At 56.3% G+C, this 20,651-nt stretch carries 18 protein-coding genes; 7 read left to right on the top strand and 11 right to left on the bottom strand.

Annotated features, from left to right (window positions below):
- Positions 1-113 precede the first annotated feature (113 nt).
- Genes ACOTX2_RS11540 through ACOTX2_RS11520 form a run of 5 tightly spaced genes read right to left on the bottom strand, consistent with a single transcriptional unit; the run spans position 114 to position 4,775 of the window.
- Entirely contained in the window at positions 114-989 is an 876-nt protein-coding gene (locus tag ACOTX2_RS11540; RefSeq protein WP_015571883.1) for a MurR/RpiR family transcriptional regulator, read from the bottom strand.
- Positions 986-1,936 carry an iron-siderophore ABC transporter substrate-binding protein gene (locus ACOTX2_RS11535; RefSeq protein ID WP_063147890.1) on the bottom strand — a complete coding sequence of 317 codons (951 nt, stop codon included), beginning with the start codon at positions 1,934-1,936 and terminating at the stop codon, positions 986-988. Before ACOTX2_RS11535 ends, ACOTX2_RS11540 begins: the two co-directional genes overlap by 4 nt.
- 9 nt (positions 1,937-1,945) lie before the next feature.
- Positions 1,946-2,986 (bottom strand): FecCD family ABC transporter permease, encoded by a 1,041-nt coding sequence (locus tag ACOTX2_RS11530; RefSeq protein ID WP_038416737.1) that lies wholly within the window; start codon positions 2,984-2,986, stop codon positions 1,946-1,948.
- A complete protein-coding gene (locus tag ACOTX2_RS11525; RefSeq protein ID WP_022649420.1) occupies positions 2,983-3,966 on the bottom strand; it encodes a FecCD family ABC transporter permease in 984 nt (327 codons plus the stop codon). Before ACOTX2_RS11525 ends, ACOTX2_RS11530 begins: the two co-directional genes overlap by 4 nt.
- Positions 3,963-4,775 (bottom strand): ABC transporter ATP-binding protein, encoded by an 813-nt coding sequence (locus ACOTX2_RS11520; protein WP_023306964.1) that lies wholly within the window; start codon positions 4,773-4,775, stop codon positions 3,963-3,965. The genes ACOTX2_RS11525 and ACOTX2_RS11520 overlap by 4 nt, the downstream gene beginning before the upstream one ends.
- 384 nt (positions 4,776-5,159) lie before the next feature.
- On the opposite strand from ACOTX2_RS11520, the gene ACOTX2_RS11515 reads away from it, so the two are divergent.
- A complete protein-coding gene (locus ACOTX2_RS11515) occupies positions 5,160-7,289 on the top strand; it encodes a TonB-dependent siderophore receptor (RefSeq protein WP_048966408.1) in 2,130 nt (709 codons plus the stop codon).
- Positions 7,290-7,415: 126 nt separating this feature from the next.
- On the opposite strand, the gene parE is transcribed toward ACOTX2_RS11515, so the two are convergent.
- The 5 genes from parE to nudF are packed head-to-tail and all read right to left on the bottom strand — an operon-like array spanning position 7,416 to position 11,824.
- Complete coding sequence (parE, locus tag ACOTX2_RS11510) at positions 7,416-9,308, bottom strand: DNA topoisomerase IV subunit B (RefSeq protein WP_023306966.1); 1,893 nt, start codon at positions 9,306-9,308, stop codon at positions 7,416-7,418.
- A 28-nt stretch (positions 9,309-9,336) separates the two neighbouring features.
- The gene (gene yqiA / locus ACOTX2_RS11505; protein ID WP_023306967.1) at positions 9,337-9,918 is read right to left on the bottom strand and encodes an esterase YqiA; all 582 of its coding nucleotides are present in this window, start codon (positions 9,916-9,918) and stop codon (positions 9,337-9,339) included.
- Complete coding sequence (gene cpdA / locus ACOTX2_RS11500; protein ID WP_022649424.1) at positions 9,918-10,745, bottom strand: 3',5'-cyclic-AMP phosphodiesterase; 828 nt, start codon at positions 10,743-10,745, stop codon at positions 9,918-9,920. Before cpdA ends, yqiA begins: the two co-directional genes overlap by 1 nt.
- A 27-nt stretch (positions 10,746-10,772) precedes the next feature.
- Positions 10,773-11,195 (bottom strand): DUF1249 family protein, encoded by a 423-nt coding sequence (locus tag ACOTX2_RS11495; RefSeq protein ID WP_003862516.1) that lies wholly within the window; start codon positions 11,193-11,195, stop codon positions 10,773-10,775.
- Positions 11,192-11,824, bottom strand: a complete 633-nt coding sequence (gene nudF, locus ACOTX2_RS11490) for an ADP-ribose diphosphatase (protein ID WP_063147891.1) — start codon at positions 11,822-11,824, stop codon at positions 11,192-11,194. The genes ACOTX2_RS11495 and nudF overlap by 4 nt, the downstream gene beginning before the upstream one ends.
- A gap of 203 nt (positions 11,825-12,027) precedes the next feature.
- On the opposite strand from nudF, the gene tolC reads away from it, so the two are divergent.
- The 3 genes from tolC (at position 12,028) to ACOTX2_RS11475 (ending at position 15,525) form a co-directional block, all read left to right on the top strand.
- Positions 12,028-13,506, top strand: a complete 1,479-nt coding sequence (tolC, locus tag ACOTX2_RS11485) for an outer membrane channel protein TolC (RefSeq protein WP_063147892.1) — start codon at positions 12,028-12,030, stop codon at positions 13,504-13,506.
- Positions 13,507-13,696: 190 nt separating this feature from the next.
- Positions 13,697-14,362 (top strand): DUF1190 family protein, encoded by a 666-nt coding sequence (locus tag ACOTX2_RS11480; RefSeq protein ID WP_045307990.1) that lies wholly within the window; start codon positions 13,697-13,699, stop codon positions 14,360-14,362.
- A gap of 2 nt (positions 14,363-14,364) precedes the next feature.
- Entirely contained in the window at positions 14,365-15,525 is a 1,161-nt protein-coding gene (locus ACOTX2_RS11475) for a glutathionylspermidine synthase family protein (RefSeq protein WP_022649428.1), read from the top strand.
- Positions 15,526-15,606: 81 nt separating this feature from the next.
- Here ACOTX2_RS11475 and ygiD read toward each other — a convergent pair whose 3' ends face one another.
- Positions 15,607-16,395 (bottom strand): 4,5-DOPA dioxygenase extradiol, encoded by a 789-nt coding sequence (gene ygiD, locus ACOTX2_RS11470; RefSeq protein WP_045307992.1) that lies wholly within the window; start codon positions 16,393-16,395, stop codon positions 15,607-15,609.
- Between the two features lie 130 nt (positions 16,396-16,525).
- Between ygiD and zupT the strand changes: the two genes are divergently transcribed.
- From zupT to ACOTX2_RS11455, 3 genes are all read left to right on the top strand, one after another.
- Positions 16,526-17,299, top strand: a complete 774-nt coding sequence (zupT, locus tag ACOTX2_RS11465; protein WP_023306970.1) for a zinc transporter ZupT — start codon at positions 16,526-16,528, stop codon at positions 17,297-17,299.
- Between the two features lie 266 nt (positions 17,300-17,565).
- Complete coding sequence (locus tag ACOTX2_RS11460) at positions 17,566-18,126, top strand: fimbrial protein (protein WP_022649431.1); 561 nt, start codon at positions 17,566-17,568, stop codon at positions 18,124-18,126.
- 76 nt (positions 18,127-18,202) lie between these two features.
- Positions 18,203-20,647, top strand: a complete 2,445-nt coding sequence (locus tag ACOTX2_RS11455) for a fimbria/pilus outer membrane usher protein (protein WP_063147893.1) — start codon at positions 18,203-18,205, stop codon at positions 20,645-20,647.
- Positions 20,648-20,651: the final 4 nt, after the last annotated feature.

Here is a 20,651-nt window from a genome sequence, read left to right as displayed (position 1 = left end):
TACAGCCGGACCAGGGCATCGCTGACAGCCCTCAGTCATTTAGAAAGCAACTTTATTGCTTCTGCATAAAAAAATTACTGGGGATCCCTCAGCCCACGGGGAGAGGGGGAAAATCAACCGCTCTTCTTGCCCGGCTTTAATCCGCGGTGTAACTCGTTGATGCGCTTCATCGACTTGATGGTGCGCTGCGGCTCGGTGGAGGCGACGGACAGAATAATCATCTCCAGGCACAGCAGCACCGTGCCGTGCAGCGGGATTTTGCCCTTCTCGCCGCCGCGCGGGACGTGGATCACTACGCTTGCCTCTTTGCTAAAGCGCGAGTCAGTGGCGTTGGTCAGCAAAATGGTGGGAATACCCAGGCGCTTCGCTTCGCGCAGCGTGGTCTGTCCCTCCCGGTGCGCGGATTTTTGCGCCATCATTACCAGCACGTCACCGCGCTGTAGGGCAATCAGCTGTTCGGCGAGGCCAATACCGGTGCGGTTGAGCGGGATCGCAGGCAGGCCTATACGGCTAAACAGTCGCGAGGTGTACTCAGCCAGAATGCCGGATGCGCCAATGCCAAAAATAGCGACCTGTCTCGCCTGCGCCAGCAGCGACACCGCCTGCGCCATCGCGTAGCGGTTGCCCGGTTCGGACAACACCGCGCAGGTGTGTTGATGGCCTTCCAGCACAAAATCGATGCTCGCGTCGACGTCGCTGGTAAGCGTGTTTACCGTCGTGGACATCTTCTCGCTGGAGGTGACCACCGGGCCAAACCACTGCTCCAGGGTCTGCTTGAGATCCCGCAGCCCGCCAAACCCAAGCGCCTGAATGGCACGCACCACGGTGGCGTCCGAGGTGTGTAGCACAGCGGCAATCTCCATTGCCGTCTGCTCCATAACCGCTTCACGATTTTCATTGATATAGCTCGCCACCTGCAGCAGGCGCGGCGTCAGCTGGTGCGCCCGCGAGCGGAGGCGGTCGCCGTAGACATCAATTTTTCGGATCATCGAGCGGCCTCCGGCAGCGGACGGCCCGCTATCTGCGACTGCACCTGCGCGGCCATCAGCCCCAGCGAGGCAAATGAATTTGAGATCGCTTCCTCGCGGGAGATGAGCACGTAATGCCCGGTTCGGCAGGCGTTGAGAAACTGACACCAGCCCGGCATCACCGCATCCATCGCCGCCAGCTCGTCCTGCGGTTTTCCGCCGGTGTCCCCGCGCCAGGTTGCAAAGACAAAGTCAGCATCCAGCTCCGGCAGACGCTCGGCGCTGACGTCGATGCGCCCGCCCTCCGGGATGCTCTCAATCAGCGGCGGGAACCTGAACCCTGCGTCGCGCAGCACGCGCCCAAGCGAGTGGTAGCTGTGCATGGCGTTGATTTTGCCCTGATTGGCCTGAATCACCGAGACGGTCAGTTTGCTCGTATCGATGGTCGCCTTTAGCGCCTCGATCTGCTCCTGATAGCGACGCTCCAGAATCTTCAGCCGCGCCTCTGTCCCGGTAAGCTGCGCCAGCTTGCGGTAGATCTCCGGCGCGCCGCCGTCGAGGTGATCGATACTCACCGTCGGGGCAATTTTTTCCAGCTGTTCGATCGGCGTGTTGCGGGTCGGCTCGGTGATGATAAGATCCGGCTTCGCCGCGGCGATGGCTTCAATATCGATATCGGCGGTGCCGATGAATGTGATGTCGGAATTATCAAAATCGATGCCCGTCAGCATGCCGCTGGAGCGCAGAAAATGGCTGCCGTCCGGTCGGGTACGGCCATGGCTGGCAACCGGCGGTACGCCAAGCTCGATCAGCGGAATGGTGATATCCAGGTCGTGCAGGGACACAATCCGCTTCGGGTTAACCGGCACCACCACTTTGCGGTTCAGGTCGTCAGTAAACGTCTGCGTTGGCTCTGCGGCTCCTGCAGCAAAACCCACCAGCACCAGCATTGCAAAAAATACGCGCATTTCTATCCCCTAAAATCGATCCCGACGCTGCCAGAGCAGCAGCAGGAAAAACGGTCCGCCAATCAGTGAAATGACAATTCCCGCCGGCAGCTGCAACGGGAGAAATGCCAGCCGCCCGACGTTATCCGCCAGCAGCACCAGCAGCGCGCCCAGTACGGCACTTCCCGTCAGCAGTGCCGTTTGCCCTCCGCGCAGCAGCAGGCGCGCCATGTGCGGGGCAATCAGCCCGACAAAGCCGATACTCCCCACGCAGGAGACGCAGGCCGCGGTGAGCACCACGGGGGCAAACACGCGCAGCAGCGCGAGGCGTGAAGTCCGCACGCCCAGCCCCGTCGCAGTGTGGTTGCCGAGCAAGGCTACGTCTGCGGCGCGCGCGGTAAAGAGCAGCAGCGCAAACGCCGGCACTGTCCAGGCAGCAGCGATGCTGACCAGCGTCCAGCTTGCCGCATGCAGACTCCCCGCCAGCCACAGCATCGCCGTCTGGACGTCGCGCACGTCGGCGGTCGTCATAAAGACTCCCATCGCGGCGGCAAACGCCCATGACACGCCGATGCCGATCAGGATGAATCGCGGGCGCGAGATATCACGCGCCAGCGCCACTACCAGCAGCGCGGTCAGCAGCCCACCGGCCATGCCGATAAGTGGACGCCAGTACGGCCCCAATCCCGGAAACTGAAAAATCAGCAGCAGCACCGCCGCGCTACAGCCCTCTTTCACGCCGATAAGTCCGGGGTCAGCAAGGCCGTTGCGGGTAATGGACTGCATGGCCGCCCCCGCCATGCCGAGCATCGCGCCGCACAGCACCGCCATCAGCAGGCGCGGCAGGCGGATATCCATCACAATGTAATGCGCATCCGCCGTCAGACGTTCAGGATAAAACAGCGCACGTCCGATGGCGGAAGCAGGAATGGGCAGCGAGCCGTGCGTCAGGCCAAAACTTAGCAGCAGTAAAACGGCAAGGGTTAAAACGGTCAGATACAGCAGCGCCCTCGGGCGAACCAGCGCCGAGAAGGAGGAAAATCGTACTGCCCTCAATCCAGCCCGGTTCATTTGAACATCCTTGACGCCATAAGGATAAAGACCGGCGCGCCGACCAGCGCAGTCATCACGCCGGTTGCCAGCTCATACGGCGTAAACAGCGTGCGGGCGGCGATATCCGCCATCAGCAGAACCAGCGCCCCGCAGAGGGCTGAGAGCGGCACCATCACGCGCAGGTCCACCGATACCAGACGGCGAATCAGCTGCGGCACCACGAGTCCGATAAACCCGATCGGTCCGGCAACTGAAACCGCCGCGCCGCACAGCAGGGCGATGGCCAGCAGCGCGAGCAGGCGCGTTTTCAGCAGCGACACGCCAAGCCCCTGCGCCATTCTGTCCCCCAGCGCCAGCATGTTCAGCGACGGCGACAGCCAGAGCGCCAGCGCAAAACCCACGGCAGCGGCCCCCGCGGCGCTAGCGGTCGTCTCGCCGATGACTCCCGCCACATCCCCCGCAAGCCAGGTCCGCATGGCCAGCAGCGTCTGTTCATCCAGAATCAACACCGTGGCGGTTATCGATGAGGCAAATGCCGACATCGCCACGCCGCATAGCGTGACCTTCATCGGCGTGAGACCGGTACGCCCGGATGAGGAGAACGTTAGCACCAGCAAAAAGAGCGCGGCGGCGCCGGCTGCGGCTATCAGAGGGCGGCCAAACGGCAGCGACAGCCCGAGGGCACTCGTCAGCACCACCGCCAGCGCCGCCCCTGCATTTAGCCCCAGGATATGCGGCTCGCCGAGCGGGTTGCGGATCACTGACTGCAGCAGCACGCCCGCGACGCCGAGCGCCGCGCCCGTCACCAGGGCGGCGCACAGTCGCATCAAGCGCAGCCTGACGATCACGCTATGCTCAAAATTGCGCGGGTCGAAGTGGAAAAATGCGTCTACTACCGTCCGGGGGGCGATAACGCGCGCCCCGATGCTCAGGTGCGCAATCGCGCCTGCCAGAAGCAGCAGCGTAAAGAGAATAAAGGCCACAGACGTGCGCATCATGGTTTGTCGACAGCCTGACGGAACGGCATAAAGAACGGCTTGCCGGTCAGCGGGTTAACCGACATATGCACGTCGACATCAAACACCGCTTTGATCAGCTCCGGCGTGCAGGCATCGCCCTCATGCAGTACCCCCTCAACCTTTCCCTGACGTAAAAAGACCAGCGAATCACCGTAGTTCACGGCGAAGTTGAGATCGTGCAGAACCACCACCACGGTGCGCCCGTGCCGGCGAGTCAGCGTGTGCAGCAGTTCGAGGATCTCCACCTGGTAGCGAAGATCGAGGTACGTCGTGGGTTCATCCAGCAGGATATAGGGCGTTTGCTGCGCCAGCACCATGGCGATCCAACAGCGCTGGCGCTGGCCGCCGGACAGGCTTTCAACCAGATGATGGGCAAACTCTGCCGTCCCGGTCAGGCGTAACGCCTCCTCCACGGCCCGCTCGTCTTCCTCGCTCCACTGGCGCATCACGTTCTGCCAGGGGAAACGTCCGCGCGAGACCAGCTCAAATACGGTTAACCCTTCTGGAAGCAGCGGAGACTGCGGGAGGATCCCGAGCTGGCGGGCGACCGCTTTGGTTGGCTGCGAGTGGATGGCTTTGCCGTCCAGCACCGCGCTGCCGCCGAGCGGCTGAAGCAGCCGCGCGAGGGTACTTAACAGCGTCGATTTTCCGCAGCCGTTTGCGCCCACCAGAACAGTCATTTTCTGCTGGGGGATCGCAAGGGAGATATCATCAACGATGATTTTTTTCTGGTAACCCGCGGAGAGGTTCTCAAGAACCAGTCCCGGTTTTTTAATGTAGTGAGCCACGTGAACGCCAACGTAAGAAAAAAAACCAACAAATAAAAATAAAACTCATTCTCTTTTGTGAGTTTGCCGCCGCGCCATGTAGTAGTCAAGCGAAGATATACCCTGTAAACCCCAGGGATAACCGAGCATCGCTTCACAAATTATAATTCTTTTTTATCAATTATTTTCAATGTCTTAAACAAGAAATAAACGCGTATTAGCCAGAGAGAAACCTCTGTAGCGAAATTTTTATTTATTCCATTTACTACTACATTCCCTCATGCTTGAATGATTCTCAATTACAAGTCCGATGCCGTAGAGGCTAACGGACAGACCGTAAGGGCAATGACTCACACATTCTTCCGCGAGCATTTCATCGCAGGATATTTTGGGAAAACAGATGTAATGGCTAAGTTCACACCTTCATTCGCCGGGGTAAAAGGGCGCGCGCTCTTTTCACTCCTGTTCATGGCGCCTCTGGTGCACGCAGCAGCAAAAGACGGTGAGACGCTTACCGTCACTGCCGACCCTTACGCTTCCACCGACGCCACCAGCGGCTATCAGCCCCTGAACACCTCCACCGCCACGCTGACCAACATGCCGATGCTGGACATCCCGCAGGTGGTCAATACCGTCAGCGATAAAGTGCTGGAAGACCAAAACGCGACCACGCTCGACGAGGCGCTGTATAACGTCAGCAACGTGGTGCAGACCAACACCCTGGGCGGCACGCAGGATGCCTTCGTGCGCCGTGGCTTCGGCGCAAACCGCGATGGCTCGATCATGACCAACGGCCTGCGCACCGTGCTGCCGCGCAGCTTCAATGCCGCAACCGAGCGCGTGGAGGTGCTAAAAGGCCCGGCCTCGACCCTTTACGGTATTCTCGACCCCGGCGGCCTGATTAACGTGGTGACCAAACGCCCGGAGAAAACCTTCGGCGGCTCGATTTCTGCCACATCAACCAGCTTTGGCGGCGGTACCGGACAGTTTGACGTCACCGGTCCGATTGAAGGTACGCGTCTGGCCTATCGCCTGACGGGGGAGTATCAGGACGAGGATTACTGGCGTAATTACGGCACCGAACGCAGCACCTTTATCGCCCCGTCTTTGACCTGGTTCGGCGATGATGCCACCGTGACCGTGCTCTATTCGCATCGCGACTATAAAACGCCGTTCGATCGCGGAACGATCTTCGATCTCAACACCAAAAAGGCCGTCGACGTCGATCGCAAAACCCGCTTTGATGAGCCATTTAACGTGACCGACGGTCAGTCCGACCTCGCTCAGCTTAACGCGGAGTATCGCCTTAACAGCCAGTGGACCGCGAAGTTCGACTACAGCTACAGCCAGGATAAGTACAGCGATAACCAGGCTCGCGTGATGGCCTACGATTCAAAAACCGGCAACCTGACCCGCCGCGTGGATGCGACCCAGGGTTCGACCCAGCGTATGCACACAACGCGGGCAGATTTGCAGGGGAACGTGGACATCGCGGGCTTTTACAATGAGATCCTGACCGGCGTGTCGTATGAGAATTACGATCTGCTGCGTACGGACATGATCCGTTGTAAGAACGTTAAGGATTTCAATATTTACAACCCGAGCTACGGCAGCCTCGGCAAGTGCACCACCGTCTCGGCATCCGACAGCGATCAAACCATCAAGCAGGAGAGCTACTCCGCTTACGCGCAGGACGCACTGTACCTGACCGATAAATGGATCGCCGTTGCCGGACTGCGCTACCAGTATTACACCCAGTACGCGGGCAAAGGCCGTCCGTTTAATGTCAACACCGACAGCCGCGACGACCAGTGGACGCCGAAGCTGGGCCTGGTATACAAGCTCACGCCGGCAGTCTCCCTGTTTGCTAACTATTCCCAGACGTTTATGCCGCAGTCGTCCATTGCGAGCTACATCGGCGACCTGCCGCCGGAAACGTCGAACGCGTATGAAATAGGTGCTAAATTCGACCTGTTCGACGGCATTACCGCCAACATCGCGCTGTTTGATATCCACAAGCGCAACGTGCTGTACACCGAGAGCATCGGTGATGAAACCGTCGCCAAAACCGCGGGCCGCGTGCGCTCGCAGGGTGTCGAAGTGGATCTCGCCGGATCGCTGACCGAGAACACCAACATTATCGCCAGCTACGGCTATACCGATGCGAAGGTGCTGGAAGACCCGGACTACGCGGGCAAACCGCTGCCGAACGTGCCGCGCCATACCGGCTCCCTGTTCCTGACGTACGATATTCACAATGCGTTTGCCGGGAATACGCTGACAATTGGCGGCGGCGGGCACGGCGTGAGCCGTCGTTCAGCGACTAACGGTGCGGATTATTATCTGCCGGGCTATTTCGTGGCGGATGCATTTGCGGCGTACAAAATGAAGCTGCAATATCCGGTGACGCTACAGGTGAACGTGAAGAATTTGTTTGATAAGACCTACTACACGTCGTCGATTGCGACCAATAACCTGGGCAACCAGATTGGCGACCCGCGTGAAGTGCAGTTTACGGTGAAGATGGAGTTTTGACGTCAGTACGAGGCGTTCCCCTCACCCTAACCCTCTCCCAAGAGGGGCGAGAGGAGCGATCGTAGGCCCGGTAAGCGCAGCGCCACCGGGCAAAAAAAAGCCCTGCATCGCAGGGCTTTTTCAGCATCAGGCCTCAATATCCGCCATATCGCCTTTCTCCTGCAGCCAGTTACGTCGGTCTTCCGAACGTTTCTTGGCAAGGAGCATATCCATCATGGCGTTGGTTTGCTGTTCGTCTTCGTCGCTGATCGTCAGCTGCACCAGACGGCGCGTGTTCGGATCCAACGTCGTTTCGCGAAGCTGCATCGGGTTCATCTCGCCCAGCCCTTTAAAGCGCTGCACGTTCGGTTTGCCCTTCTTGCGCTTCAGCTGTTCCAGCACGCCCGCTTTCTCTTCTTCCGTCAGCGCATAGTAGACTTCTTTGCCAAGGTCGATACGGTACAGCGGCGGCAGCGCCACGTGGACGTGACCGTTTTTCACCAGCGTGCGGAAGTGCTTCACGAACAGCGCGCACAGCAGCGTGGCGATGTGCAGACCATCGGAGTCCGCATCCGCGAGAATGCAGATCTTGCCGTAGCGCAGCTGGCTCAGATCGTCGCTGTCCGGATCGATGCCGATCGCCACGGAGATGTCGTGTACTTCCTGCGAGGCCAGCACTTCATCAGACGAGACTTCCCAGGTGTTGAGGATCTTACCCTTGAGCGGCATGATCGCCTGATATTCACGATCGCGCGCCTGCTTGGCCGATCCGCCCGCCGAGTCCCCTTCCACCAGGAAAAGCTCGGTGCGGTTGAGATCCTGCGCGGTACAGTCCGCCAGCTTGCCCGGCAGCGCGGGGCCGCTGGTCAGCTTTTTACGCACCACTTTCTTCGCCGCGCGCAGACGACGCTGGGCGCTGGAGATCGCCATTTCAGCCAGCATTTCTGCGGCCTGAACGTTCTGGTTCAGCCACAGGGTAAACGCATCTTTCACCACGCCGGAAACAAACGCCGCACACTGGCGTGACGACAGGCGCTCTTTAGTCTGACCGGCAAACTGCGGATCCTGCATTTTCACGGAAAGCACGTAGGCGCAGCGGTCCCAGATATCTTCTGCGGAAAGCTTCACTCCGCGCGGCAGAATGTTGCGGTATTCGCAGAACTCGCGCATCGCATCCAGCAGACCCTGACGCAGGCCGTTGACGTGCGTCCCACCGAGCAGCGTTGGGATCAGGTTGACGTAGCTTTCCGTCAGCAGCTCACCGCCTTCAGGTAGCCACAGCAGCGCCCAGTCCACCGCCTCGGTATCACCTTCGAAATTCCCGACGAACGGTTTTTCCGGCAGGGTCGGCAGGCCGTTAACCGCTTCGCACAGGTAGTCGTTCAGACCCTTTTCGTAGCGCCAGCTCTGTTCGGTGTTGTTAACGTGATCTTTAAAGGTGATTTCTACGCCTGGGCACAGCACCGCTTTGGCTTTCAGCAGGTGCGTCAGGCGGGAAACAGAAAAGCGTGGGCTGTCGAAGAAGCTTTCGTCAGGCCAGAAATGGACGCTGGTGCCGGTGTTGCGTTTACCGCACGTCCCGACGACCTGCAAATCCTGCACTTTTTCGCCGTTTTCAAACGCGATGTTATACACCTGGCCGTCGCGACGGACGTTCACTTCCACGCGCTTTGACAGGGCGTTAACCACAGAGATCCCCACGCCGTGCAAGCCGCCAGAGAACTGGTAGTTTTTGTTGGAGAACTTACCGCCCGCGTGCAGACGGCAGAGGATCAGCTCAACGGCAGGAACCCCCTCTTCCGGGTGAATATCCACCGGCATGCCGCGGCCATCGTCGATGACTTCCAGCGACTGATCGGCGTGCAGGATAACGTCCACGCGTTTGGCATGACCTGCCAGCGCTTCGTCCACACTGTTATCAATTACTTCCTGGCCCAGGTGGTTTGGGCGCGTCGTATCGGTGTACATCCCCGGGCGGCGGCGAACCGGCTCAAGCCCGGTGAGTACCTCAATGGCATCAGCGTTATAGGTTTGCGTCATGATTTAAGCTAGCAATTCGCATTGATTGTCAGTGGCTGTGCAGTCCAAGAAAATCGACAATCTGGGTGAAATGATCTTCAAAGCCCGTGAAAGCATGGTTTCCGCCCTCTTCTACAGTCTGGCGGCAGGATGCGTAATACGCCACTGCCTGGCGGTAATCCAGCACTTCATCTCCCGTCTGTTGCAGCAGCCAGATAAGATCGGGCGCTTCAAGCGGGTCGACCTGCATAACTTTGAGATCGTAAATATGGCGTGACTCTAGCACATATTGTTGGCCGGTGTAGGGGTTCTCGTTTTCGCCAAGAAAGTCCCTTAACAGCTCAAATGGCCGGACCGCCGGGTTAACGACGACAGCGGGCAACATAAAGCATTGCGACAGCCAGGTGGCGTAGTAGCCGCCGAGGGACGAGCCGACAACGCCAAACGATTCGCCGCCGTGTTCAAGCACAATCGATTCCAGCATTTCTGCCGCGTCCGCCGGATAAGGGGGCAGTTGCGGAATAATCATCTCCACGTGCGGATGATGTTCGCTCAGCCACTGGCGAAACTGCGTCGCCTTTGCGGAACGCGGAGAACTGTTGAACCCGTGCAGATAGAGGAGCGTCGACATCAATAGCCTTCTGAAGCGGTATCCGGGCGGAACTGCGCGCCAGCCAGACGGCACACTTCGGTGGTCAGCGAGCCGTCGGCATGCAGGTCCAGCCAGCGCCAGCCCGGTCCGATGGTGTCCAGCGTGAAGTTAGCGCAATGGGGCTTGAACTGCACGCAGGTGGACGGCGTCGCGAGCAGGCGGCGACCGTTCCAGTCGAGATCCTGTTCCTGGTGAATGTGCCCACACAGCAAATTTTTCACGCGCGGGAATTTCGCCAGCACGCTATCCAGCGCCGCAGAGTTGCGTAAGCTGTGCTGATCAAGCCAGCTACAGCCCGCCGGCAACGGATGATGATGCAGTAACAGCAGCGTATTACGATTCGGTTCGGCGGCCAGTTTTGTCTCCAGCCAGTCAAGCTGATAGTCGCTCAACTCACCGTGCGGAACGCCAAACACCTGACTGTCGAGGAGCAGAATTTGCCACTGGTCCCCCGTAAAGACACATTTTGCCGGCGAAATCCCCGCCTCCTGAAGCGAACTGTACATGGCGGGCTGAAAATCGTGATTGCCCGGTAGCCAGACGCAAGGCACACTAAAGCTCGCAATTCCTTCGGCGAAATGCTGATAGGCTGCGGAGGATTGATCCTGCGCCAGATCGCCTGTCGCGACGATCAGATCGCATGGCCGCTTTTCAGCATGGATCGCGTCAAGAACCGCCTGATAACTCTCCCAGGTGTTCACGCCCAGAAGCGTCTCATGCTTTTCGGCAAAAAGGTGGGTGTCGGTGATTTGTAATATCCTGACTGGCGCCCCACCAGCAACAGTCAGGTTCAACAGGCTTTCCAAATGGTGTCCTTAGGTAGGTTTATGACGCTAACAAACCGGAATCGCCATTGCTCCATGTGCTAAACAATATCTTAGCCAGTCGGCTAAAAACTGGTTAATTTGATGCTTTTCGTCGCGTTGATGCAACTTTTTATTCGGATAATCATACCGCGCTTTGAAGCGAAAGATCTGCTGGCTTGAACACACTTCAGCGACCATCGCATCATGATAAAGACGTACCGTCATTGACGGCAGGCTCCAGTAGCTGATGCTCGGCGCCGTTTGCTCAATCTCCACCAGCGTAGTGTAGCGCGTTGATTCTGTTATCGTTAACCGATACTGCGCGTTGCTCACCTGATAGCTTACCGTTTCGCCGGGCGCGTCGTTTCGCGGCAGCAGGCGGCGCAGCTGGGCGAAATTGGTTTCGCACAGGCGCATCATTTCTGGAAAGTCAGGTGTATAGCGCTTCATTTTTTCCACTCGTTTCGTAAATTCTGATGATGCAGTTGCAGCCATTGCAAGGCGATGACAGACGCTGCGTTGTCGATTAAACCCTCTTCTACCCACTGGTAAGCCTGCTCCCGACTCACCACATGAACCCGAATATCTTCGTTTTCATCTGCCAGACCGTGGATCCCTTTCGCTGTCGTGGCGTCCACTTCGCCCACCATAATAGATGAGCGTTCCGTTGTTCCCCCCGGACTTGCCAGGTAGCTCAACACCGATTTCGTCCGACCGATCGCCAGGCCTGCCTCTTCCAGCGCCTCGCGGCGAGCGACGTCTTCGACCGACTCACCCTCCTCGATCATCCCGGCCACCATCTCCAGCAACCACGGCGTTTCGCTGGTATCATACGCCGCAATACGGACCTGCTCGACCAGCACGACTTCATCACGCACTGGGTCAAAGGGTAGCAAGACTGCCGCATGCCCGCGCTCAAAAATTTCGCGTTTGATTTCACCGCTCATTTCACCGTTAAACAGGCGATGCCTGAAACGGTAAAGTTCCATTGAAAAAAAACCGCTATAAAGCGTTTCTCGTGCAATAATTTCTACATCGTTTTTGGCGAAGGTGACAGGCACGTTTTCTGGTTTTTGCATCGGTCGAGTCCTGGTAGCAATGGTGATGAAATTGTGAATTTCAAGGCTGTTTGGCTGCCGTTTGTATGGCTATATGGTAGATTGGAGCAAATTACCGCCAGATGGCACGTTACGCCAACCTTTTGGTGTGGATGATTCTGTTAGAATCGGCAATTATTTTTAATTAGATCAGCGCTAATACTGCTTCACAACAAGGAATGCAAATGAAGAAATTGCTCCCCATCCTTATCGGCCTGAGCCTGACGGGCTTCAGTGCAATGAGCCAGGCAGAGAACCTGTTACAGGTCTACCAGCAGGCACGTCTGGGCAACCCTGATTTACGTAAATCAGCGGCCGATCGTGATGCTGCGTTTGAAAAGATTAACGAAGCACGTAGTCCACTGCTGCCGCAGTTAGGCTTAGGTGCAGATTATACCTACACTAACGGTTTTCGCGATAACAATGGCATCGACTCGAATGCCACCAGCGCCTCTTTACAGCTTACACAGACCCTGTTCGACATGTCCAAATGGCGTGAACTGAGTTTGCAGGAAAAGAGCGCAGGCATTCAGGATGTCACCTATCAGACCGATCAGCAAACGCTGATCCTGAATACCGCGACCGCCTATTTCCAGGTACTGAGCGCGATTGACGCGCTCTCCTATACCGAAGCGCAGAAACAGGCGATTTACCGCCAGTTAGATCAAACCACCCAGCGTTTTAACGTTGGCCTGGTCGCGATCACGGACGTGCAGAACGCCCGTTCACAGTACGATACCGTACTGGCTAACGAAGTGACCGCACGTAACAACCTCGACAACGCACTGGAAGCACTGCGTCAGGTCACCGGTAACTACTATCCTGAGCTGGCCTCTCTGAACGTGGACAGTTTCAAAACGGACAAACCGCAGGCGGTTAATGCTCTGCTGAAAGAAGCGGAAAACCGCAACCTGACCTTATTGCAGGCGCGCCTGAGCCAGGATCTGGCACGCGAGCAGATCCGCCTTGCACAGGATGGTCACCTGCCAACTCTGAGCCTGAGCGCCTCTACCGGCGTATCGGATACCAGCTACAGCGGGTCTAAAACGACGTCTCAGGCCTATGACGACAGCAACGTTGGCCAGAACAAAGTGGGCCTCAGCTTCTCTCTGCCGCTGTACCAGGGCGGGATGGTTAACTCTCAGGTGAAACAGGCGCAGTACAACTTTGTGGGTGCCAGCGAGCAGCTGGAAAGCGCGCACCGCAACGTGGTGCAGACCGTGCGTTCTTCCTTTAACAACGTCAATGCCTCTATCAGTAGCATCAACGCCTACAAACAGGCCGTTGTCTCTGCGCAAAGCTCTCTGGACGCGATGGAAGCAGGCTACTCCGTCGGTACGCGTACCATCGTTGACGTGTTAGACGCAACGACCACGCTGTATAACGCGAAACAGCAGCTCTCCAGCGCACGTTACCAGTACCTGATTAACCAGCTGAACATCAAGCAGGCGCTGGGTACGCTGAACGAGCAGGATCTGCAAATGCTGAACAGTACGCTGGGTAAACCGGTATCCACGTCGCCTGACAGCGTGGCGCCGGAAAATCCAGAGCAGGATGCCGCGGTTGATAACTTCAACGCTAACGGCAGCGTCCCGGTTGCACAGCCAGCGGCAGCGCGCAGCACCTCACCTGCGAGCAGCGGCACGAATCCGTTCCGTAACTAAGTGTGTCATCAGGCCCAATGCGGCCTGATGCCCTCACCCCAGCCCTCTCCCACAGGGAGAGGGAGCACATTAATCCCCTCCGAACGTAAGCCAACGTAAAGATCCCCCGGATTTCGCCCCTCTTCGCTTCATTTTCAACCACTCATCCTCTATCCTGAGCGTTAATACCCTTGGGTCCTGGAAGACAAATATGAAACGGACAAAAACGATGAATCACGCGTCGTTCCGCAAAAGCTGGAACGCACGCCACCTGACACCTGTCGCGCTGGCGGTCACCGCCGTCTTTATGCTGGCAGGCTGTGAGCAAAGCGACGAAACGGTGTCGCTATATCAAAACGCTGACGATTGTGCGAGCGCAACCGGTAAAGCCGCCGAGTGTACGACGGCCTATAACAACGCCCTGAAAGAGGCAGAACGTACCGCGCCGAAATATGCCTCACGCGAAGACTGTGTAGCCGAATTCGGCGAAGGCCAGTGCCAGCAGGCTCCTGCTCAGGCAGGTATGGCACCGGAAAACCAGGCGCAGGCACAGTCCAGCGGTAGCTTCTGGATGCCTCTGATGGCGGGTTATATGATGGGCCGTCTGATGAGCGGCGGCGCGGGCTACCAGCAGCAACCACTGTTTAGTTCTAAAAACCCAAACAGCCCGGCGTACGGTAAATACACCGATGCCACCGGCAAGGGTTACGGTGCTGCAACGCCTGGCCGTACGATGGCCGTACCGAAAACCGCGATGGCACCGAAACCAGCCACTACCAGCACCATTACCCGTGGCGGCTTCGGTGAGTCTGTGGCGAAACAAACCACCATGCAGCGTAGTGCGACCGGCTCTTCGACTCGCTCAATGGGCGGCTGATCATGGAACGAGTCAGTATTGTCGAGCGCCCGGACTGGCGCGAAAAAGCCACCGAATACGGTTTCAACTTTCACACCATGTACGGTGAGCCGTACTGGTGTGAAGACGCTTACTATAAACTCACGCTCGCGCAGGTCGAAAAGCTTGAAGAGGTGACCGCAGAACTGCACCAGATGTGCCTGAAGGTGGTAGAGAAAGTCATCGACAGCGATGAGCTGATGACCAAATTCCGCATTCCGAAGCACACCTGGAGCTTTGTTCGTCAGTCCTGGAAAACGAACCAGCCTTCGCTCTATTCTCGCCTCGATTTGGCATGGGATGGCGTGGGTGAACCGAAGCTTTTAGAAAACAACGCAGATACGCCAACCTCCCTGTACGAAGCCGCGTTCTTCCAGTGGATCTGGCTGGAAGATCAGGCGAATGCCGGAAACTTGCCGGAAGGCAGCGACCAGTTCAACAGCCTTCAGGAAAAACTAATTGAGCGTTTCGCCGAACTGCGAGAACAGCACGGTTTCAACCTGTTGCACCTCGCCTGCTGTCGCGATACCGAAGAAGATCGCGGTACGGTTCAGTATTTGCAGGACTGCGCAGCCGAAGCGGAAGTGGCGACGGAATTCCTCTATATCGAAGAGATCGGTTTAGGTGAAAAAGGTCAGTTTACGGACACGCAGGATCAGGTGATCAGCAACCTGTTCAAGCTCTACCCGTGGGAATACATGCTGCGCGAAATGTTTTCTACCAAGCTGGAAGACGCCGGTGTGCGCTGGCTGGAACCAGCCTGGAAGAGCATTATCTCCAATAAAGCCCTGCTGCCGATGCTGTGGGAGATGTTCCCGAACCACCCGAACCTGCTGCCTGCTTACTTTGCCGAAGATGATTTCCCGCCAATGGAGAAATACGTCGTTAAGCCAATCTTCTCTCGTGAAGGCGCGAACGTCTCGATTATCGAAAACGGTAAAACGCTGGAAGCGGTTGAAGGGCCGTACGGTGAGGAAGGGATGATCGTCCAGGCGTTTTATCAACTGCCGAAGTTTGGCGACAGCTATACGCTGATCGGCAGCTGGCTTATTAACGATCAGCCTGCCGGGATTGGTATTCGCGAAGATCGCGCGCTGATTACGCAGGATCTGTCGCGTTTCTACCCGCATATTTTTATTGAATAAGACTTGCCGGGTGGCGGCTTCGCCTTACCCGGCCTACATGTTGAGCGCAGGCCCGGTAAGCGCAGCGCCACCGGGCATGTTTTACCCCACCTGCACCGACAGCATACTCAAGCTCCCCATCTCAATACCGTCGACCGGTGTTGTAATAACCTCCTGACCGTCCCATGCGCCTAATACATACAGCAATGGCAAGAAGTGTTCCGGCGTCGGGTTAGAGAGCGAACCGCCGTCGTGATCCAGATAGTTCACCAAAGGGTGCCGTTCGACCGGCCCTTGCCAAGTCAGGTTGTCTTTTACATAGTCATTAAAGGCTGTTGCCCAAGGGTACGGCGTATTTTCACCGTGCCAGCGTACCGTACGCAGATTGTGTACCACGTTGCCACTGGCAATCAGCATGATGCCCTCATCACGAAGCGAAGCCAGCTTACGCCCTATCTCCATATGCCAGGCAGCCGGTTTGGTGCTGTCGATACTCAGTTGCACCATCGGGATATCCGCATCAGGATACATCTTAATCAGCACGCCCCACGAGCCATGGTCAAAGCCCCAGGCCTCTTTATCCAGGGTGACCGGGAAAGGTGCCAGCAAATCCACCAGCGTTTGCGCCAGCTCAGGCGAACCGGGGGCCGGATAATGCGTATCGTACAGCGCCTGCGGAAAACCGCCAAAATCATGGATCGTTTTTGGCGCTTCCATGGCCGTCACGCCGGTACCCCGGGTAAACCAGTGCGCAGAGACCACCACAATTGCCTTCGGACGCGGTAACGTCTTACCCAGTTGACACCAGGCGCGGGTATAGACGTTATCTTCCAGAACGTTCATGGGGCTGCCATGGCCTAAAAACAGTGCTGGCATACGAGAAGGAGACATGGTGATATCCTTAGAGGAAGTGACAAAGTGATGGGCCTACATTACGCGCATTCAGGTGAAGATGAACGTAGATAACCGTGAAGATCATCATCAGGAAATTTGAATGCCAGATATCGCTTAAGGAGAATGCATGTCAGTACCTTTGATTTTGACCTTACTTGCGGGCGCCGCGACCTTTATCGGTGCGTTCCTTGGGGTACTCGGTCAAAAACCCTCTAATCGCCTGCTGGCCTTCTCGCTGGGTTTCGCCGCCGGGATTATGCTGCTTATCTCGCTGATGGAGATGCTGCCCGCCGCGCTTCACGCCGAAGGGATGTCGCCTGTTCTGGGCTATGGCATGTTTATCATTGGCCTGCTGGGTTATTTTGCACTCGACCGTATCCTTCCTCACGCGCACCCGCAGGATCTAATGCAAAAAAGCGTTGCCCCCATCCCTGGCAATATCAAACGCACGGCCATTCTGCTGACGCTGGGTATCAGCCTGCATAACTTTCCGGAAGGTATCGCCACCTATGTCACGGCCAGCAGCAACCTGGAAATGGGTTTTGGTGTCGCGCTGGCCGTTGCTTTGCACAATGTTCCTGAAGGACTTGCCGTTGCCGGGCCCGTTTATGCCGCCACGGGTTCAAAACGTACAGCTGTCTTTTGGGCGGGTATCTCCGGGATGGCTGAAATTCTCGGCGGCGTGCTGGCGTGGCTGATCCTCGGTAGCCTCGTATCCCCGGTTGTAATGGCTGCAATTATGGCTGCCGTGGCCGGGATTATGGTCGCGCTATCTGTCGATGAGCTGATGCCGCTGGCAAAGGAGATCGATCCCAACAATAACCCAAGCTACGGCGTGCTGTGTGGAATGTCAGTGATGGGGATGAGTCTGGTTCTGCTACAAACGGCAGGTATTGGTTAAGAATTAATGCCTCCGTTTCATACGGAGGCATTATACTATTTAAAATAACAATCCTATATATTTATCCTATAATAACTCACCAAATATAAACCCATTAGAATTTCAAAAAAAGACGCCTCTTAAGATAGCCTGGAAATATTAATTAAAAGCACCTACAAATATATTTAAGTCACGTTAATCGCGTATTCCCACCCCAATCCGTATACTTTGCAAGTATTCTGAAATTAATATTCACATTATGAATCACTTTGAAAAAGGATATTTCCATGTATATGGGTAAGAAATTACTGTTAGCAGCGGCTATGGCTGGCATTGTGTCGGGTTCTGCTTTTGCTGAAGATCAAGGCTCTGGCAAAATCAAATTCAAAGGTGTTGTTATTGACGCACCGTGCAGCATCGCACCAGACAGCGTTGATAAAGAAGTCGATCTGGGTGAAGTGACTACGGCCGTTATCAACGCCAACAAAAAATCCACGCCGGTTCCGGTCGATATTAATCTGGAAAACTGCCAGCTTGACGATCCGGCAGACGAAACCGACACGCCAATTACCAAAGTGGATGTCACCTTCACCAGCGCAGCGACAGACGCGACAGACACCAGCCTGATGAGTAACACCTATGCAAGTGGTGCGCAGAACGTGGGTGTACGTCTGCTGGATAATGCGGAGGCTGCTATCACGCTGGGAGAATCCAACGAGGTTGAGTTGCTGGCAGGATCAACCACCCAGACGCTGCATTTCAAAGCGGTTATGGAAGTCCCCACGGGTAAAACTGCGACGGCAGGCCAGGTTGAAGCCACGGCTAACTACGTCCTGTTGTACAAATAATTCTGTTACGTAACAGTATTAGCCGACTGGTAATTCATGCCGGTCGGCATCCTTTATATATTCGAGTAACAGGATGATGACATACAAATTACAATGGATAATCATCATTGCATCCCTGTTAATGACGAGACTTACCTCTGCCACTGAATTTAATATAAATGCCATTGATAAAGATCAGCGCGGCAGCGTCGATTTATCACGTTTTAAAGATCAAATATCGGTTACGCCGGGAAGCTATTTCGTTACCGTTTCAGTTAATGATATTCCGCTGGCAAATGGCTGGCTCCTTCGCTGGAGAGAAATAAATAATGCAGTTCAAGTGTGTATTCCTCCCGAACTGGCCGATACATTTGCGTTACAGGATGAGGTTCGTCACGCTTTGCCAGAAAAAGAGGGATGCGTTGATTTCGCCGCCAGACCAGACATCAGATTTACGTTTGAGCAAGATAGCCAATCCCTGAATGTGACGATCCCCCAGGCGTGGCTGCAATACCGTGCGGTGGACTGGATGCCGCCATCCACCTGGGACAACGGCGTGCCGGGCGTACTGCTGGATTACAATCTTTTTGCCAGCCATTATCAGCCCAATAGCGGCAGCAGCAATAACAACGCCAATACCTATGGCACCGTCGGTGCGAACATGGGCGCGTGGCGCCTGCGAAGCGATTACCAGTACACGCGAAGCGATACTGAAGCAGGCTCAGAGCAGGATGGCCGTTTTTCACGCGTATATATGTTCCGCCCTCTGCCCTCAATCGGAGCGAAACTGACGCTGGGTGAAACGGATTTCCAGTCCGCAATTTTTGACGCCTTTACCTATACCGGCGCATCGCTAATCAGCGAAGAACGTATGCTGCCATGGTCGCTGCGCGGCTATGCCCCGCAGATTACCGGGATAGCGCAAACCAACGCCACGGTGACCGTAAGCCTTGCCGATCGCGTGATTTACCAAAGTAAAGTGCCACCAGGCCCGTTTGTTATTCAGGATCTTAACCAGTCGGTTCAGGGCACGCTGGACGTCAAAGTCACGGAAGAGGACGGCCGCGTCAGCACCTTCCAGGTCTCTGCCGAGTCCGTGCCGTTTTTAACGCGCAAGGGTCAGGTTCGCTACAAGTTCGCGGCGGGTAAAGCGCGCCAGGGTGCCTCCCATGACGTTGAAGATAACGCCTTCATGAGCGGCGAATTTTCCTGGGGCATGCTGTCACACACCTCCCTGTATGGCGGCACGCTGACTGATGGCGACGGTTATCGTTCCGTCGCTGCCGGGATCGGCCAGAATATGGCCTGGCTGGGGGCGCTCTCTTTTGACGTCACGCAGGCCACCAGCCAGCTGCCACACCAGCGCAGTCAGACGGGTTACAGCTATCGCATTAACTACAGCAAGCGTTTCGATACCACCGGCAGTCAGCTTACGCTTGCCAGCTACCGCTACTCAGACCCCCAGTTTTTGAGCTACGCCCGCTACCTTGATTATGACGACGGTGACCGCCAGTCGGAGAAACAAACCCTGAGCGTGACGGCAAGCCAGTACATTTCAGCGTTATCCCTGAACCTGTATGTCAACATGCTGCGTCAGACATGGTGGAATGATTCACCTTCCACGACCGGCAGCATCACGGCGGGCTACAACTTTGATATGGGCCGCTGGAAGAACCTCGGCGTAACCCTGTCCTGGAGTAAAACGCATTACGATGAGGAAGACGAAAGTGACGATACTCAGTTCTATCTCTCGCTCAGCGTACCGCTCGATCCCGATCATCGTCTTAACTATGACCTGCGTAACAGCGAAGCGCTGAGTCATAACGTGTCGTGGTATGACACGTCGGATCGCAATAATACCTGGGGCGTTTCCGCAGGCGCGGAGAGCGGGAAGCCAGATTCCGGCGCGCAGGTCAGCGGGAATTATCAGCATTATTCTACGTACGGCGATCTCAATCTCTCAGGCAGCTATAAAGTTGACGAATATAACTCCCTCAGCGCGAGCTGGAGTGGTTCCTTCACCTCAACGGCGAAAGGCGCCGCGCTGCACCGGCGCAGCTACGGTAATGAACCTCGTGTGATGGTCAGCACCGACGGGGTAGGCAATATCCCGCTGAACATGTCGCGAGATGAGACCAACCGTTTTGGCATCGGCGTTTTACCGTCATTCTCCAGCTATTCCCCCTCCAGCGTGCAGGTCAATCTGAACAACCTCCCTGATGGCGTGGACGTAGACAACCGCGTCGTGACCTCAACCTGGACTGAGGGAGCCATTGGTTATCGTCAGATTGCCACGCGCGCAGGTAAGGACGTGACAGGCGTTCTGAGAATGTCATCAGGAGCGCCACCTCTCGGGGCGATTGTTCGCCTGGAAGCAAGCAATTTGCAGGTTGGGATGGTGGCCGATGAAGGCCGCGTCTGGCTGGCCGCCGTTGAGCCAGAACAGCAGTTTCGCGTGACATGGGGCGACAACCAACAGTGTCGCTTCTCGTTACCTTCTCACTTAGAAAACAGTATGCAGTTGATACTGCCGTGTCAGTAAGAAA

The sequence above is a fragment of the Enterobacter cloacae complex sp. IR5412 genome, from assembly GCF_049237385.1.
In the GTDB taxonomy this organism is placed as follows: Bacteria; Pseudomonadota; Gammaproteobacteria; order Enterobacterales; family Enterobacteriaceae; genus Enterobacter; species Enterobacter intestinihominis.
This window is presented reverse-complemented; position numbering and strand designations above follow the sequence as displayed.